Source organism: Paenarthrobacter sp. NPDC089322, from assembly GCF_040684895.1.
Taxonomy (GTDB): domain Bacteria; phylum Actinomycetota; class Actinomycetes; order Actinomycetales; family Micrococcaceae; genus Arthrobacter.
The window spans coordinates 48,406-64,758 of the sequence record NZ_JBFBGW010000010.1 but is presented as its reverse complement, the minus strand read 5'-3'; the positions used below and the strand labels follow the sequence as shown (position 1 = coordinate 64,758).

The following is a 16,353-nucleotide window of genomic DNA, read 5'->3' as shown; positions in this document are numbered from 1 at the left end:
GTTATTACCCGGTGTTTTGGTGGCGCGATGAAGTTCGGCCCGGCGTATCTGTAGCCTTCACGGACACAGGCGCCGGGAACCTGGCCCTTCATGTGGGGGACGATCCCGGGGAAGTGAAGGCCCGCCGCATCCGTTTGGATGAGGCGGCCAAGCTTGGGGCCCTCAGTTTCAACTACATGGATCAGGTCCACGGTAACAATGTGGCGATGATCCCGGCTGACGGACCTGCACCTACTGCGGATGCCATGGTGGCCGAACCGGGCCGCCCGGGGACTGTCCAGCCTTTGGCGGTCATGGTTGCGGACTGCGTGCCTGTGGTCCTGGTGGGTGAGGCCGCGGGCGGCACGCCTGTGATCGCGGTGGCGCATGCCGGACGCCCCGGAGTTGCCTCCGCGGTTGTTCCTGCGACGGTGCGGAAGATGCGGACGGTCGGCGCGGAGAATATCAGCGCGTGGCTCGGGCCGTCCATCTGCGGATCCTGTTACGAAGTTCCTGACCAGATGCGCGCCGATGTTGCCGCAGTCGTACCCTCGGCCTGGTCCACCACCGCGTGGGGCACTCCGGCGCTGGACTTGCCTGCCGGCGTCCGGGCACAACTTGAGGAACTCGACGTCCCGGTGAAGTACTTCGGTGAGTGCACGCTCGAGACCGGCTCCCTCTATTCATACCGGCGGGATTCCCGAACCGGTCGATTCGCAGGTTTGGTGTGGACGCATGATTAGCCCTGGACGCGACGAACAGCCAGCAGCGCAGGCGGGTGATACCCGCATGGCCGAACTGGCCGGCCGCCTGGACATGGTTCGGAAGCGTATCGCGGCGGCGATGGATGCGGCGGATCGTGCGGACACGCCCACCCTGATTGTGGTCACCAAGTTCCACCCCGCCGCGGATGTCCGCAGGCTGGCGTCGCTGGGCATAGAAGACGTGGGCGAGAACCGCGACCAGGAGGCTGCTGCGAAGTCCACGGAACTTGGAGACCTGCACCTCAGGTGGCACTTTGTGGGGCAGTTGCAAAGCAACAAGGCAAAGTCCGTTGCCAAGTACGCCCACTCCGTGCAGTCCATTGACCGGTCCCCGTTGGTCGACGCCCTGCAGAAGTCCCTTCTCCGCGAGCAGGAAGCCACGGGACGAGGCGAACTGGAGTGCTTCATCCAGGTAGGGCTGGATGACGACGCCGGAATGCACCGTGGCGGTGCCCGCCCCACGGAGGTCCAAGACCTCGCTGAACGGATCGCTTCAGCCCCCGGCCTGCGGCTGGCTGGTGTGATGGCAGTGGCGCCGCTTGGTGCTCGGCCTGAGCCTGCGTTTGAGAAGTTGGCGGCTGTTTCCGAGGCCCTGCGCGCTGATCACCCGGACGCGACTGCGATTTCCGCCGGGATGAGCCAGGACCTCGAGGCAGCCATCAAGTTCGGAGCGACACACCTGAGAATTGGCTCCGATATTCTCGGTTCGCGTCCGGCCGTGCGGTAGCGTCAAAGTATTGGAATGACGGGCCGGGGTTCCAACAAAGTCAAGTCATGGCGGCCCGCCTACTGCAGAAACGATAGGAGTGCACCATGGCTGGCGCTCTGCGCAAGACAATGATCTATCTTGGGCTCGCCGACGGCGATGAACACTACGAATCTGAGCAGGCTGTCGCCCACCACGACGAAGAACGCCCCCAGGCACAGGAACGGGAAGAGCGCCGCGCACCGGCTCCCGTCCGGGAAGTTGTCCGTGAAATGCCCACTGTTGATGCCGAAGAGGAATACCGCGCACCCGTGACACCCATCAAGCGTGCGGCGTCGAGCCGCGAAGATGCCTCGGGCCTGAGGCAGATCACCACTGTTCATCCCCGTTCATACAACGATGCCAAGCTCATCGGTGAGAGTTTCCGGGACGGCATCCCGGTCATCATGAACGTCACGGACATGGGTGAGGCCGATGCGAAGCGCCTCGTGGACTTCTCGGCGGGCCTTGTCTTCGGCCTGCATGGCAGCATCGAGAGGGTGACGAACAAAGTCTTCCTGTTGTCGCCGTCGTATGTCGAGGTCATCGGCGATGACAAAAAGGCCAGCGAGACGCAGGCCAGCTTCTTCAACCAAAGCTGAATACGATCCTTCGCAGATGCCAGGCGGGACAACCCGCCTGGCATCTGTGTTGCAATAATAGGAACGGATCGGCGCTGCAAAACATCAGGGCCGGCCATCGTTGCTGTAGTGGCCGAACCGGCATTCCGGAACAATTGGGAGATCTGAGCTAACTCGTGGGCATTGTTTTCGGCCTTATCTATATTGTGTTGTTGCTGTTTTTCATTGCCCTGATCATCAGGTTGATCTATGAATGGGTGCAGATGTTCGCCCGTCAGTGGCGCCCGCGGGGTGTGGCACTGGTAACAGCCCATGTGGTGTACTCCGTGACGGACCCTCCGCTCAGGAGGCTCCGGAGGTTGATACCGCCGCTGCAGCTTGGTGGAATCTCTTTGGATCTGGGGTTCCTGATCCTGATTATCGCCGTCAGCATCGCTATGGCGGTGACCAACAGCCTGGCGTAGCTGCTGCACGGAACCGGGGGCGGGAAAGGCCTCCAGGCCGTAAATTCTCCAAATCAACACGATGGTGTTGAATTGGAGGAACCAGATGATATGCAGGTACCGTAGTTTTGAACGGCCGGAAGGCCTACTGACTAACTAGACCAACGAGGTGACCAGATGGCTTTGACGCCAGAAGACGTTGTCAACAAGCGCTTTCAGCCGACTAAGTTCCGCGAAGGCTACGACCAGGACGAGGTGGACGACTTCCTCGACGAGATCGTGGTTGAACTGCGTCGCCTGAACCAGGAGAACGACGAACTTCGCAAGAAGCTTGGGGAAGCCGGCACGGCTGTGCCTGCGGCCGCTGCTCCCGCTCCTGTTGTCGAGAAGGTGCCGGCCCCGGTCAAGGTGGACAAGGAAGCCGAGGCCAAGGCCGAAGCAGAAGCCAAGGCCGCCGAAGCCGCCAAGAAGAAGGAAGCCGAGCAGGCTGCAGCCGCAGCTGCCTCTGCAAAGGCGCCGGCTGCCAGCAACGGCCTCACCCCCTCCGCTGAATCTGCCGCGGGCCTGCTGGCCATGGCACAGCAGATGCACGACAAGCACGTGGCCGACGGTGCACAGCAGAAGGAAAAGATCATCGCCGAGGCGCAGATCGAGGCATCCAGCCTGGTCAACGACGCCCAGGAGAAGTCCCGTAAGATCCTGGGTGCCCTCGAGCAGCAGCGTTCCGTCCTTGAGCGCAAGGTCGAGCAGCTCCGCGGCTTTGAGCGTGACTACCGTTCACGCCTGAAGGCCTACATCGAAGGCCAGTTGCGCGATCTTGACGCCCGTGGTTCTGTTGCCGCCCCTGAGGTTGGCGAAGCGACCGCTGACGTTTAGCAAGTATTCTGAAAGCCGGTGGCTGAGGACTCCTCGGCCACCGGCTTTCGCTGTTAACAACCTTCGCCTCAGTCCAGCAGGCTCCACGAATGAAAGCACTATGACCGACGACCTCACCGGCGATTCATCCCAGCCGGCGCCTTCACCGCGACGCATCCGGCGCCCTGCCATGCTCTGGCTTTTTGCCGGTTGCGCCGTGTTTGCCTACGTCTTTGACCAGCTCACCAAGCTTTGGGTGACCAGTACCATGACGGAAGGCGAACGCATTCCTGTGCTGCCTCCCCTCCTGCATTGGTACTACATCCGTAATTCAGGCGCAGCCTTCTCCATCGGCGAGAACGTTACGTGGATTTTCACGATCGTCATGGCTGTGGTTTCCGTGGCCATCCTGTTCCAGCTGCGGCGGCTCGGCTCGGCGTGGTGGTCCTTGTCGCTGGGCTTGCTCCTCGGAGGTGCCCTCGGCAACCTCACTGACCGGCTCTTCCGCGAGCCTTCCTTCGCCATGGGGCATGTAGTGGACTTCATCCAATTGCCCAACTTCGCGATCTTCAACATCGCAGACTCGGCAGTCGTTTCCGGCGTGGTCATCATATGCCTCCTGACGCTGCGTGGGATCGGAATGGACGGTACGCGGCACGCAAGTACAGCGAAGCCTGCCAAGCCTGCCAATGGTGCGTCGCAGGAGCCTGCAGGTGAGTAAATCGGTTGTCGTACCGGAGGAACTGGCAGGAGCCCGTGCGGATGCGGGTTTGGCCAAGCTGTTGGATATTTCACGATCGGCCGCTGCTTTGCTGATTGCCGAGGGCAACGTCACCAGCGGCGGCGTGGCCCTTGGCAAGTCGGCAAAGCTGGTTGCCAATTCAGTGTTGGATGTCACGGTTCCTGAGCGACCGGATCCCTTGGAAGTCGTGGAGGAAGTTGTGGAAGGCCTGAAGATCCTGCTGGATGACGAGGACTTCGTCGTCATCGACAAACCGGTAGGAGTGGCCGCACATCCTTCTCCTGGTTGGGTTGGTCCCACCGTGGTCGGTGGCCTCGCCGGTGCCGGATACCGGATTTCGACGTCGGGCGCCCCGGAACGGGCGGGAATCGTCCACCGGCTCGACGTAGGCACGTCTGGTGTGATGGTCGTGGCCAAAACGGAGAACGCCTATACAGCGCTCAAGCGGGCCTTTAAGGAACGCACTGTGGACAAGGTCTACCACGCAGTGGTCCAAGGCCTCCCTGACCCCTTGGAAGGCACCATAGATGCACCGATCGGCCGCCACCCCGGCCACGATTGGCGCTTTGCGGTGATCAAGGATGGCCGGCCCTCCGTGACCCACTACGAGGTTCTGGAAGCCTTCGGCAAGGCCACGCTGGTGGAGGTGCACCTGGAGACGGGCCGCACACATCAAATCAGGGTCCATTTCTCGGCGCTGCGCCACCCTTGCGCAGGTGACCTCACGTACGGTGCTGATCCCCGGCTGGCCGCCAACCTTGGCCTGACCCGGCAGTGGCTGCATGCCCGCCAGCTCGGTTTTCACCACCCCCGCACAGGGGAGTGGGTGGAGGTCACCAGCCAATATCCGGGTGACCTCCAGTACGCTTTGGACCTGCTGGCGAGCGGCTCGGCATAGTCCCGCGGTTCGGCCGGCCGCTCCGAATTCCGTCGGAACCGGACGGTAGACTATCGGGGTGACTTCCAGCAATGATTCGTTCGTCCATCTTCACACCCATACCGAGTACTCCATGCTGGATGGAGCGGCCCGCCTGGGCGAACTGTTCGACGAAACCGAACGGCTGGGTATGCCGGCCCTGGCGACCACTGACCATGGCTACCTCTTCGGCGCGTTTGATTTCTGGCGCAAGGCCACGGACAAAGGCATCAAACCGATCATCGGTGTTGAAGCCTATGTGACTCCCGGCACCGCCCGCGGGGACAAGGAACGCGTCCGGTGGGGCGACGAGAGCCAGCGCAAGGACGATGTCTCCGGTGGTGGTTCCTACACCCACATGACGTTGCTGAGCTATAACAACGTTGGCATGCGGAACCTGTTCCGGGCGTCCTCGATCGCATCGCTGGACTCGGTGTTCGGCAAATGGCCACGCTTGGATCGGGAGTTGCTCAATACGTACTCCGAAGGGCTTATCGCCACTACCGGGTGCCCGTCCGGGGAAGTGCAGACCCGCCTGCGGCTGGGCCAATACCGCGAGGCACTGGAAGCGGCTGCCGAGTTCAGGGATATTTTCGGCGCGGAGAACTACTTCTGCGAGCTGATGGACCACGGGCTGGACATCGAACGCCGCGTCACCGGCGACCTCTTGCGGCTGGCCAAAGAACTGAATCTTCCCTTGGTGGCCACCAACGATCTTCACTACACGCACGAGCACGATGCGAAGGCGCACGAGGCCCTGCTGGCCATCCAGTCGGGCTCCACGCTCCTGGAACCCACGTACGACAACGGCGGTTCCCGGTTTGCCTTCTCCGGCAGCGGCTACTACCTGAAGTCTCCGCAGGAGATGCGTGAGCTCTTCCGCGACCACCCCGAGGCATGTGACAACACGCTGCTCATCGCCGAGCGCTGCGAGGTTTCCTTCAACACGGATGCCAACTACATGCCTCGCTTCCCCTGCCCGCCCGGTGAGGATGAGACCTCCTGGCTGGTGAAGGAAGTGGACAAGGGCCTGGCCTACCGTTATCCGCAGGGCGTGCCGGACAAAGTCCGGAAGCAGGCGGACTACGAGCTCGAGGTCATCACCTCCATGGGCTTCCCCGGGTACTTCCTGGTGGTTGCGGACTTCATCAACTGGGCCAAGAACAACGGGATCCGGGTAGGCCCGGGCCGTGGTTCCGGTGCAGGATCCATGGTGGCCTATGCCATGCGTATTACCGATCTCGATCCTTTGCAGCACGGCCTGATCTTCGAACGCTTCCTTAACCCGGACCGTGTGTCCATGCCCGACTTCGACGTCGACTTCGATGATCGTCGCCGCTCGGAAGTCATTGATTACGTCACCAGGAAGTATGGTGACGAACGCGTGGCGATGATCGTGACGTACGGCACCATCAAGACCAAGCAGGCCCTCAAGGACTCCTCGAGGGTGCTCGGCTACCCCTTCAGCATGGGCGAGCAGCTGACCAAGGCACTCCCACCCGCCGTCATGGCGAAGGATATCCCGCTTGCGGACATCCAGAACCCCGAGTCCAAGCGCTACAGCGAGGCCGGGGACTTCCGCCAACTCATCGCCACGGACCCCGAGGCAGCAAAGGTCTTCGAAACAGCACTGGGCATCGAAGGCCTGAAGCGGCAGTGGGGTGTCCATGCCGCCGGCGTCATCATGTCCTCGGACCCCATCATCGATGTCATTCCGATCATGCGCCGCTTCCAGGACGGCCAGGTCATCACCCAGTTCGATTATCCGACGTCCGAGGGCCTCGGCCTCATCAAGATGGACTTCCTGGGCCTTCGAAACCTGACGATCATTTCGGACGCCCTGGAAAACATCAAAATGAACCGCGGGGTTGACCTCGACCTCGAGAACCTCGCCCTTGACGACGCCCCTTCCTACGAGCTGTTGGCCCGCGGGGACACCCTGGGCGTGTTCCAGCTCGACGGCGGTCCCATGCGATCGCTCCTGAAGCTGATGAAACCCGACAACTTCGAAGACATCTCCGCTGTCTTGGCGTTGTATCGTCCGGGGCCGATGGGTGCCAACGCCCACACCGACTACGCCCTACGCAAGAACGGGATACAGGAAGTCATTCCCATCCATCCCGAACTGGCGGAGCCTTTGGAAGACATCCTCGGCGGCACTTTCGGCCTGATCGTGTACCAGGAACAGGTTATGGCCGTGGCCCAGAAACTTGCCGGCTACTCCCTGGGCCAGGCAGACATCCTCCGCCGCGCCATGGGCAAGAAGAAGAAATCAGAGCTGGATAAGCAGTTCGCCGGCTTCTCCCAGGGTATGCAGGACAACGGGTACTCCATGGAAGCCGTGAAGACGCTCTGGGACATCCTGCTGCCCTTCTCCGACTACGCCTTCAACAAAGCACACTCGGCGGCATACGGCGTCATCTCCTATTGGACCGCTTACCTGAAGGCGCACTACGCGCCGGAGTATATGGCTGCGCTGCTCACGTCCGTCGGTGATGACAAGGATAAGTCCGCCATCTACCTCAACGAGTGCCGCCGCATGGGCATCACGGTTCTCCCGCCGGATGTAAATGAGTCGTCCCTGAACTTCACCCCGGTGGGTGAGGACATCCGCTTCGGCATGGGTGCGATCCGCAACGTGGGCGTCAACGCGGTGGAGGCCATGGTGGCTGCGCGGACCTCTGAGGGGAGCTACACGTCCTTCAAGGACTTCCTGATGAAGGTCCCCGCCATCGTGTGCAACAAGCGCACCATTGAGTCACTGATCAAGGCAGGTGCCTTCGACTCGCTGGGACACCACCGGCGCGCGCTGGCCATGATCCATGAAGAGGCCATCGACTCCGTCATCACGCTTAAGCGGAATGAGGCGATCGGGCAGTTCGACCTTTTTGCCGGTTTTGAGGACCAGGAGCCGGAGGCTTCCCTGACCACCGAGATCCCGGACCTGCCGGAGTGGGAGAAGAAAGACAAGCTGTCGTTCGAACGCGACATGCTGGGACTCTACGTCTCCGACCACCCCCTGCAGGGTTTGGAGGGAGTCTTGAGCCAGCACGCCGAACAGTCCATTACGTCGATCATCGCTGAAGACGGACCGCACGACGGCGCGATCGTCACCATTGCGGGCATGATCACCTCGTTGAGCCGTAGGATCGCCAAAGCAAGTGGCAATGCCTACGCCCGCGCCGAGATCGAAGACCTTGGCGGTTCCATGGAGGTCATGTTCTTCGGCCAGGTGTACGGGCCGATCGCCTCAGTGCTGGCCGAGGACCTGATCGTCGTGGTGAAGGGACGCCTGCAACGCAGGGACGACGGAGCGGTGACGTTGAACTGCATGGAGCTTTCGGTTCCGGACCTGAGCGAAAGCGTGAACGGTCCGGTGGTGATCACTATTCCGACGTTCAAGGCAACGGAAGCGGTCGTCACGGATCTCCGTGATGTCCTGCGTACGCACCGTGGCAACTCCGAGGTTCGGCTGAAGCTCATGGGCGACACCAAGATCGAGGTGATGGCGCTTCCCGTGCATCTGCGGGTCAATCCGAGTCCCTCGCTCTTCGGCGACCTGAAAGTCCTCCTGGGCCCGGCCTGCCTGGACAACTAGGGAGGCTAGATCTCGTAGTCCAGGGGTGCAGGCTGGCTGTATCCGCCGCTGTGATAAAGCAGGGGAGCGCCCTCGCCGCCAACCTGGCCGTCGACTACCTCCACGACCACCACCGCGTTGTTCTCGAAGGACAACCGCATCTGGATCTTCCCGACCAGCCAGCCCGTAACGTCCTTCAGGATGGGGACGTCATGCGGACCGGGCTCCCAGTGGTCTCCTTCGAAACGGTCGCGGGTCCGTGCGAAACGATCAGCCAGGGCCTGGTTTTCCAGGCCGAGCATGTGGACACCGATGTATTTCGCGTTCGCTACCGCAGGCCAGGAACTGGAGCTCCTGGCCATGTTGAAAGTGAATCGGGGCGGCTCGGCGGACAACGAAGCAACGGAGGTTGCCGTGAACCCGAAGGGGCTTCCGTTGAAGTTGGCCGTGATGATGGCCACACCGGCGGCATGGCGGCGGAACATCTCCCTGAACGTCTTTTCGAAGCCGGCAGTTTCGCTTTCCACGGTTATTGATCTCCTGGGGTTGCAGGACGGGGCGTCTTCCTTCAGCGTATTCCCCTACCGGCGGCTGCTCCTCATTTTGTTGGGAAGGCCTCAACCTTTGTTAATGTGAAACGCATGACCGAGTCCACCCTGCATGTTCCCGGGGAATCCACCCCAGCCAGCCCGTCACCTGCAAGGCGTTCCCGCGCCGTTTGGTGGTTCGCCGTTCCAGCGGTTTCGGGTGTGATGCTGGGAGTGCTTTGGTGGGTCCTTGCTCCAGGCGGGCTCAATGTTATCTCCGGCAACCCTGAGTTGGGCGATCCGGCCAACCCCGACACCTGGCTGCCGAGGGACCTGGTCCTGGCCGCACTCATGCTCGTGTCCGGTTGCGCTACCGGACTGCTGCTGGATGGGAAGCTGCAGGGCGAAGGAGCGGGTATCCGCTTGGCATCCGCGGTGGCAGGAGGCGGTGTGGGCGCGGTCATCGCCTGGGTCGTTGGATTGCAGGCCGCACAGTTCTGGGGCGCAGCTTCGGATCCCGCGTATGGCTTCTCGCTCCGTTCGTATGCAGTCCTCTTTCTGTGGCCAGGCGCGATAGCGTTCCTAACGTTCGTGCTGGCACTGTTCGGGGTTCTTTCCCACAAGCCCGTAAAATAGCCGGGTGACCACTTCTTCGGATACCTCCGCCCCCGCCTCTTTGGACTTCCGCAGCGTTGACTTCAGGGGCCGCCACCTCTCCTTGGCCGAACTGCGTGCAGCAGTGCCCAGGGCGAAGCACCAGACAATGGCGGACGCGGAGCAGAAGGTCCTGGACATCATCGCCGCTGTGCGGAGCCGGGGCTTTGCTGCCCTTGCTGAGCTTGCACGCAATTTTGACGGCGTTGAGCAGTCGCACCCGCGGGTCCCGGCAGAGGCACTTGCCACGGCGCTGGAAGGAATAGATCCGGAAGTCCGTGCGGCACTGGAAGAATCGATCAGCCGCGCCAAGCAATTCGCGGAGAAACAGCGTCCGGGAAACGTTGACGTTGCATTGGCCGACGGCGCTGTTGTCAGCCAGAACTGGATTCCCGTAGGACGTGTGGGCTTGTACGTCCCGGGTGGCTTGGCTCCACTGGCATCCTCAGTCATCATGAACGTTGTTCCGGCGGTGGCCGCAGGAGTGGAGTCCATTGCCTTGGCCTCGCCGCCGCAGAAGGACTTCGGCGGACTGCCGCACCCCACGATCCTCGCGGCGGCGTCGCTGCTGGGCATCGATGAGGTCTATGCAATCGGTGGCGCCCAGGCGATCGCATCCTTTGCCTACGGGGTTCCGGACCCCGATGGCGGGCTTCCGATCGAACCTGTGGATGTCGTCACGGGTCCCGGCAACATTTTCGTGGCAACTGCCAAGAGGCTGGTCAAAGGCGTAGTGGGAATCGATTCCGAAGCCGGGACCACGGAAATCGCCATCCTGGCGGATGCAACAGCGAAGCCCGCGCTGGTGGCAGCCGACCTCATCAGCCAAGCGGAACACGACCCCAAGGCTGCGTCCGTCCTGGTGACAGACTCCGCCGAACTGGCTGCCGCCGTCGTACGTGAACTGGAGCGGCAGGCCGCGGCAACCAAGCACAGCGCGCGCGTCCACGAGGCGTTGTCCGGGCCGCAGTCGGGTGTGGTGCTGGTCGACGACCTGGAACAGGGCATTGCCGTATGCAACGCCTACGCAGCCGAGCACTTGGAAATCATGACCGCCAATGCGTCGGCCGTGGCAGCACGGATCCGTAACGCCGGCGCGATCTTCGTCGGGGACTACAGTCCTGTGAGCCTTGGCGACTACTGCGCTGGTTCCAACCACGTGCTGCCGACAAGCGGGACCGCCGCTTTCTCTTCCGGACTGAATGTCACCACGTTCCTCCGGGCCGTGCAGGTGATCAATTACGACCGTTCCGCCTTGGAGCAGGTCAGTGGCCACATCGTGAGTTTGGCCGGCGCCGAAGACCTCCCCGGACACGGCGATGCTGTCAAGATCCGGTTCCAATAGCGCGTGAACCACTACATATAAGGGTCGCTACCACTACATGTAGTAATTACACGCTTGTCATTCGGCTGTCTCCATACGTAAACTGGTGTCGGAAGGAAACCTCCGGCACCTTTTGCGTGGCCTCCTATGGCGGCCCGAGCCTGCCGGAACAGATCAGGGAGGCCCAGCGTGTACTGTCCGTTTTGCCGGAATCCTGATTCCCGGGTCGTCGATAGCCGCATGGCCGATGATGGCTCTTCCATTCGCCGCAGGCGTCAATGCCCTGAATGTGGCCGCCGCTTCACCACGGTAGAGACCACAAGCCTCTCAGTCATCAAGCGCTCCGGAGTCGGCGAGCCTTTCAGCCGGATCAAAGTGATCAGCGGCGTACGCAAAGCATGCCAGGGGCGTCCCGTCACCGAGGACGACCTCGCAATGCTCGCACAGGAAGTCGAAGAGAACATCCGCTCGTCCGGCGCCGCGGAAATTGACGCCCACGAGGTCGGACTGGCTATCCTTGGTCCTTTGCGGAAGCTCGACGAGGTCGCCTACCTGCGCTTTGCCAGCGTTTACCAGGCCTTTGAGTCCCTGGAGGACTTCGAGTCCGCGATTTCCTTGCTACGGCACGAGGCCGAGGGCCACGCGAAGAGTGCAAAGGACGCCAAAGGCTCCGAGAAAAGCCAACTCTAGCTCCGGTGGCGGCAGCGGAGGGGAAGCCGCAGCCGCCACCGGCATCACTTAGTGCGAAGCCGGCGGCCGCCGTTCACTTCGCGGGCATTCTCACTTCGCGAGCTTGTGGTGCAGGGCTACTTCGAGGGCGGCGCCGACGATTCCGGCATCATTCTTCAACTTGGCCGTGACGATGGGTGTGCGGAGCTTCAGGTGCGGGAAGTATTCATCGGACCGCTTGGAGATACCGCCACCGACGATGAAGAGTTCCGGGGAGAACAGGAACTCCACATGCTGGAGGTAGCGGTTGAGCAGGACACCGTACTCATCCCAGCTGAGCCCATCACGTTCGCGGGCTACGGCAGATGCCTTGGTTTCGGCGTCGAAGCCGTCCACTTCCAGGTGCCCCAGCTCGGCGTTCGGGACCAGTTGGCCGTTGAAGATGAAGGCCGAACCGATGCCGGTACCGAGCGTAATCACCAGTACCGTTCCGTCGACGCCTTCGCCGGCACCGTACCGGGCTTCGGCCAGGCCTGCGGCGTCGGCGTCGTTAATGACCTCGACCGGACGGCCAAGGCGCTCCGTAAATTTCTTATCGATGTCCGTGGCAAGCCACGACTTGTCCACGTTGGCTGCGGAATTGACCACACCGTGCTGGATGATGCCGGGGAAGGTCACGCCCACCGGCGAGTCCGCAGCAGGTGCATCGGGGCGGCTGGACAGTTCCTCGACGATCTGCGCCACGACTTCGGCAACGGCCTCGGGAGTTGCCGGCTGCGGGGTGGGCACACGGAAGCGGTCGCCGATCAGCTTGCCCTTCTTCAGGTCGACAATGCCGCCCTTGATGCCGGTACCACCGATGTCGATTCCGATCAGCGGCGCGTTCTTGTAGGTCTTCTCATCCTTCTTGGACAATGCAATTCCGTTCATGGCAGGAGGGGTGGGCATGGCGCAGCCGCCCGGGGGCTGCGGTGGACCTTCCGGAAAGTTCAGGGAAGGGTCAGTATTTCCGCGCCGGTCTCGGTAACCAGCAGGGTGTGTTCGAATTGGGCTGTGCGCTTGTGGTCCCGCGTGACGACAGTCCAGTCGTCGGCCCACATGTCCCATTCGATGGTGCCGAGGGTGAGCATGGGTTCGATGGTGAAGACCATGCCTGTTTCGATCACCGTGTTGTACGCCGGGGCTGCGTCGTAATGCGGAATGATGAGGCCTGTGTGGAAGGCCTCGCCGACACCGTGGCCCGTGAAGTCCCGCACCACGCCATAGCCGAAGCGTTTGGCGTAGGACTGGATTGCACGGCCGATGACGTTTATTTCGCGGCCGGGGGCCACGGCCTTGATGGCCCGGTTGAGCGACTCCTGCGTACGCTCAACCAGCAGACGGGACTCTTCATCCACATCGCCAACAAGGAAGGTGTAGTTGGTATCTCCGTGGACACCACCAATGAACGCGGTGATGTCGATGTTCAGGATGTCGCCGTCCTGGACCACCGTCGAATCGGGGATGCCATGGCAAATGACCTCGTTCAGTGATGAACAGAGGGACTTCGGGAAACCCCTGTAACCGAGAGTCGAGGGGTAGGCCTTGTGGTCGAGGAGGAACTCATGGCCAATCTTGTCCAGTTGGTCCGTGGTGATGCCGGGCTGGATGTGTTTGCCGACTTCCACGATCGCTTGGGCAGCAATGCGGGAGGCCACGCGGATTTTTTCGACCGTCTCCGGGGACTTTACCTCGGAACCGGTGAATTTGCCGGGTGCCTTCTTGCCTACGTACTCGGGGCGGGGGATCGACGCCGGTACCGGCCGTTCAGGGCTGATGGTTCCGGGGGTGAGCGTGCCGATGGGTGCGGTCGAAGCAAGAGAAGGCATAGATTGATCATATAAGGCACACAAGAGACGCAAGTAACAATGCCGGCCGTGGTTCCCGTGGCTTCGCCAACGTTACGCGTCGGATGGCCCGCGGACCGAGGAGGAGACGTGACGGAGTACTGGTACAACGTCAAGACGCACGAGATCGAAGAGGACGCCATGTCCGATTGGACCCAGCTCATTGGGCCCTATAAAACCCGGGAAGAGGCGGAGCACGCCTTGGAAAAGGTCCGGGCGCGCAACGAAGCCTGGGATGCGCAGGACGACGATTAGAAGGAGTGTTCCGGTCCTGGAAATTGGCCGGACCTGACGTCGTCGCCGTACGCGGTCGCGGCATCGCTGAGAGCAGTGCGAAGATCGGCATACTGTTTGACGAATTTGGCCATCTTGCCGCCACGGAGTCCGGCCATGTCCTGCCACACCAGCACCTGGCCCGTGGTGTTCCTGCCGGCGCCGATGCCCACTGTCGGGACGCGCAATGCAGCGTCGACTGCGGCTGCGGTGTCCGCCGGAACCATCTCCATGAGGACGCTGAAGGCGCCGGCATCCTGCAAAGCCACGGCGTCTTCAATGAGGCGCCGGGCGTCATCACCGCGTCCCTGGACCCGGTAGCCACCGAGCGAGTGCTCGCTTTGCGGGGTAAATCCGATATGGGCCATCACGGGAATGCCTGCCTGGACCATTGCTTTGACGGTGTCCGCGTAGTAGGCCGAGCCTTCGATCTTGACGGCGTGGGCCAGGCCCTCCTTGAGGAACCGGACACCCGTGGCCACAGCCTGCTGCGGTGAGACCTCGTAGCTTCCAAAGGGCAGGTCGGCGACGATAAGTGCCCGCTTCGCAGAACGGCTCACGGCGCGGCAGAGAGGGAGCAGCTCGTCCTCGGTGACGGGGATGCTGGTCTCGTTGCCAAAAACATTGTTTGATGCGGAGTCGCCCACCAGGAGTACTTCGATGCCGGCCTGATCAAAAATCTCGGCGGTGTACTGCTCATAGGCCGTAAGCATCGCGAAGTGTTCGCCGTTGTCCTTGGCCTGCTGCAAGTGGTGGATGCGCACCCTGTTGATCGGCTTCCTTCCCCCGGCCGACGGGGCTGGCACTGCTGCTGCGGGGCCGGTGCCGTAGGGTGCGGGGACTTCGGCGGGCGTGGAGGATTCAGGAAGGTTGCTTGGGGCCATGAATAGAGCCTAAGGCGTGCTGCCGATGCCTGCCAGCAGTGTGCCAAGCGTCACTGTTTGTAAACGGTGTGTTACGCGCAGCTACTGCGGCGGCATTCCACCGGAATGCTTAGTAGAGTGAAGGCTGAGCTGCCGTGGCTCCAGCAACGGGAACCGCGGCGTGGACACCAACCGGAAATGAGGCCCCAATGGACCGCCAGCAAGAGTTCGTTCTGCGGACGATCGAAGAGCGTGACGTGCGCTTCGTACGCTTGTGGTTCACCGACGTCGTGGGTTCATTGAAATCCGTGGCGCTGGCGCCCGCAGAGGTTGAAGGTGCCTTCGAAGAAGGCCTCGGCTTCGACGGTTCGGCCATCGAAGGCCTGGCCCGCGTCTTCGAATCGGACATGCTGGCGCAGCCGGACCCCTCGACGTTCCAGATCCTGCCTTGGCGGGGCGAAACCGAACAGACATCAAGGATGTTTTGCGACGTCCTGACCCCGGACGGCGAACCGTCGGCGGCGGATCCCCGCAATGTGCTCAAGAGGACGCTCGCTAAGGCTGCCGACATGGGCTTCACGTGCTACACCCACCCCGAGATTGAGTTCTACCTGCTTAAGTCGAAGGACCTGGGACCTGACGGCGCACCGGTTCCGGTGGACGAAGGCGGCTACTTCGACCACGTTCCCGGCGGCGTGGCACAGGATTTCCGACGTACCGCGGTGACGATGCTTGAGTCTGTCGGTATCTCGGTGGAGTTCAGCCACCACGAGGGCGGTCCCGGCCAGAACGAGATCGACCTCCGTTATGCGGACGCCCTGCAGACCGCGGACAACATCATGACGTTCCGTACGGTGATCAAGGAAGTGGCGCTACAGCAGGGGACGTACGCAACGTTCATGCCCAAGCCCTTCACGGACCACCCCGGCTCCGGGATGCACACGCACTTTTCCCTCTTTGAGGGCGACACCAATGCCTTCTTTGAGGCGGGAGCAGAGTTCCAACTCTCCAAAACGGCACGGCAGTTCATCGCCGGGATCCTCAAGCACGCGCCGGAGTTCACCGCAGTCACCAATCAGTTCGTGAACTCGTACAAGCGGCTGTGGGGCGGAGGAGAGGCACCCAGCTACCTGAGTTGGGGCCACAATAACCGTTCCGCGCTGGTCCGTGTGCCGCTCTACAAGCCCGGCAAGGGTCAATCGGCACGGATCGAATACCGCGGCATCGACTCCGCCACCAACCCCTACCTCGCTTACGCTGTCCTGCTGGGTGCCGGTTTGAAGGGCATCGAGGAAGGCTACGAACTTCCCGCGGCCGCTGAAGACGACGTCTGGTCGCTGACGACGGCAGAGCGGAAGGCCATGGGCCATGCTCCACTGCCGGCGAGCCTCCACGACGCCATCCGCGCCATGGAGGAATCGGAGCTTGTTGCCCAAATCCTCGGTGAGCAAGTTTTCGAACACTTCCTGCGCAACAAGCGTGCCGAGTGGCAGGACTACCGCCTCCAGGTCACTCCGTACGAGCTGCAGCGCAACCTCGGTATCCTCTAGGAGGA

17 protein-coding genes are annotated in these 16,353 nt (G+C 62.0%); 13 read left to right on the top strand and 4 right to left on the bottom strand.

The genetic code is table 11. The features are described from left to right. Window positions 1–11 precede the first annotated feature (11 nt). The 8 genes from AB0N65_RS12035 to dnaE all read left to right on the top strand — a co-directional run bounded on the left by AB0N65_RS12035 (window position 12) and on the right by dnaE (window position 8,623). On the top strand, window positions 12–722 hold the full coding sequence (locus tag AB0N65_RS12035) for a polyphenol oxidase family protein (RefSeq protein ID WP_364161451.1): 711 nt from the start codon (window positions 12–14) through the stop codon (window positions 720–722). Beyond that, window positions 715–1,470, top strand: coding sequence for a YggS family pyridoxal phosphate-dependent enzyme (locus AB0N65_RS12030; RefSeq protein ID WP_364161449.1), 756 nt, complete (start codon window positions 715–717; stop codon window positions 1,468–1,470). Before AB0N65_RS12035 ends, AB0N65_RS12030 begins: the two co-directional genes overlap by 8 nt. An 86-nt stretch (window positions 1,471–1,556) precedes the next feature. Then, complete coding sequence (gene sepF / locus AB0N65_RS12025; protein ID WP_364161447.1) at window positions 1,557–2,090, top strand: cell division protein SepF; 534 nt, start codon at window positions 1,557–1,559, stop codon at window positions 2,088–2,090. 155 nt (window positions 2,091–2,245) lie between these two features. Continuing rightward, window positions 2,246–2,533 (top strand): YggT family protein, encoded by a 288-nt coding sequence (locus AB0N65_RS12020; RefSeq protein WP_364161445.1) that lies wholly within the window; start codon window positions 2,246–2,248, stop codon window positions 2,531–2,533. A 156-nt stretch (window positions 2,534–2,689) separates the two neighbouring features. Continuing rightward, on the top strand, window positions 2,690–3,388 hold the full coding sequence (locus tag AB0N65_RS12015; RefSeq protein WP_364161443.1) for a DivIVA domain-containing protein: 699 nt from the start codon (window positions 2,690–2,692) through the stop codon (window positions 3,386–3,388). Window positions 3,389–3,488: 100 nt separating this feature from the next. Next, the gene (lspA, locus tag AB0N65_RS12010; protein ID WP_364161441.1) at window positions 3,489–4,088 is read left to right on the top strand and encodes a signal peptidase II; all 600 of its coding nucleotides are present in this window, start codon (window positions 3,489–3,491) and stop codon (window positions 4,086–4,088) included. Then, the gene (locus tag AB0N65_RS12005; RefSeq protein WP_364161439.1) at window positions 4,081–5,007 is read left to right on the top strand and encodes an RluA family pseudouridine synthase; all 927 of its coding nucleotides are present in this window, start codon (window positions 4,081–4,083) and stop codon (window positions 5,005–5,007) included. Before lspA ends, AB0N65_RS12005 begins: the two co-directional genes overlap by 8 nt. Window positions 5,008–5,065: 58 nt before the next feature. Further along, the gene (gene dnaE, locus AB0N65_RS12000; protein WP_364161437.1) at window positions 5,066–8,623 is read left to right on the top strand and encodes a DNA polymerase III subunit alpha; all 3,558 of its coding nucleotides are present in this window, start codon (window positions 5,066–5,068) and stop codon (window positions 8,621–8,623) included. 5 nt (window positions 8,624–8,628) lie between these two features. Here the strand turns inward: dnaE and AB0N65_RS11995 are convergent, their stop codons facing one another. Beyond that, entirely contained in the window at window positions 8,629–9,129 is a 501-nt protein-coding gene (locus tag AB0N65_RS11995; protein ID WP_364161435.1) for a flavin reductase family protein, read from the bottom strand. 114 nt (window positions 9,130–9,243) lie between these two features. Between AB0N65_RS11995 and AB0N65_RS11990 the strand changes: the two genes are divergently transcribed. The 3 genes from AB0N65_RS11990 to nrdR all read left to right on the top strand — a co-directional run bounded on the left by AB0N65_RS11990 (window position 9,244) and on the right by nrdR (window position 11,797). Beyond that, a complete protein-coding gene (locus AB0N65_RS11990; RefSeq protein WP_364161433.1) occupies window positions 9,244–9,765 on the top strand; it encodes a hypothetical protein in 522 nt (173 codons plus the stop codon). A 4-nt stretch (window positions 9,766–9,769) separates the two neighbouring features. Continuing rightward, entirely contained in the window at window positions 9,770–11,128 is a 1,359-nt protein-coding gene (gene hisD / locus AB0N65_RS11985) for a histidinol dehydrogenase (RefSeq protein ID WP_364161431.1), read from the top strand. A 168-nt stretch (window positions 11,129–11,296) separates the two neighbouring features. Beyond that, window positions 11,297–11,797, top strand: coding sequence for a transcriptional regulator NrdR (gene nrdR, locus AB0N65_RS11980; protein WP_364161429.1), 501 nt, complete (start codon window positions 11,297–11,299; stop codon window positions 11,795–11,797). A gap of 90 nt (window positions 11,798–11,887) precedes the next feature. Here nrdR and ppgK read toward each other — a convergent pair whose 3' ends face one another. After that, window positions 11,888–12,691, bottom strand: coding sequence for a polyphosphate--glucose phosphotransferase (gene ppgK, locus AB0N65_RS11975; protein WP_364161578.1), 804 nt, complete (start codon window positions 12,689–12,691; stop codon window positions 11,888–11,890). Between the two features lie 74 nt (window positions 12,692–12,765). Then, complete coding sequence (map, locus tag AB0N65_RS11970) at window positions 12,766–13,644, bottom strand: type I methionyl aminopeptidase (protein WP_364161427.1); 879 nt, start codon at window positions 13,642–13,644, stop codon at window positions 12,766–12,768. A gap of 108 nt (window positions 13,645–13,752) precedes the next feature. Here map and AB0N65_RS11965 point away from each other — a divergent pair, with 108 nt between their 5' ends. Then, entirely contained in the window at window positions 13,753–13,917 is a 165-nt protein-coding gene (locus AB0N65_RS11965) for an SPOR domain-containing protein (RefSeq protein WP_364161425.1), read from the top strand. Here the strand turns inward: AB0N65_RS11965 and panB are convergent. Next, window positions 13,914–14,819: a 3-methyl-2-oxobutanoate hydroxymethyltransferase gene (gene panB, locus AB0N65_RS11960; RefSeq protein WP_364161423.1), complete on the bottom strand. Its 906-nt coding sequence runs from the start codon at window positions 14,817–14,819 to the stop codon at window positions 13,914–13,916. The genes AB0N65_RS11965 and panB overlap by 4 nt on opposite strands. Window positions 14,820–15,007: 188 nt before the next feature. Between panB and glnA the strand changes: the two genes are divergently transcribed. Beyond that, the gene (gene glnA, locus AB0N65_RS11955; protein ID WP_364161421.1) at window positions 15,008–16,348 is read left to right on the top strand and encodes a type I glutamate--ammonia ligase; all 1,341 of its coding nucleotides are present in this window, start codon (window positions 15,008–15,010) and stop codon (window positions 16,346–16,348) included. Window positions 16,349–16,353 lie beyond the last annotated feature (5 nt).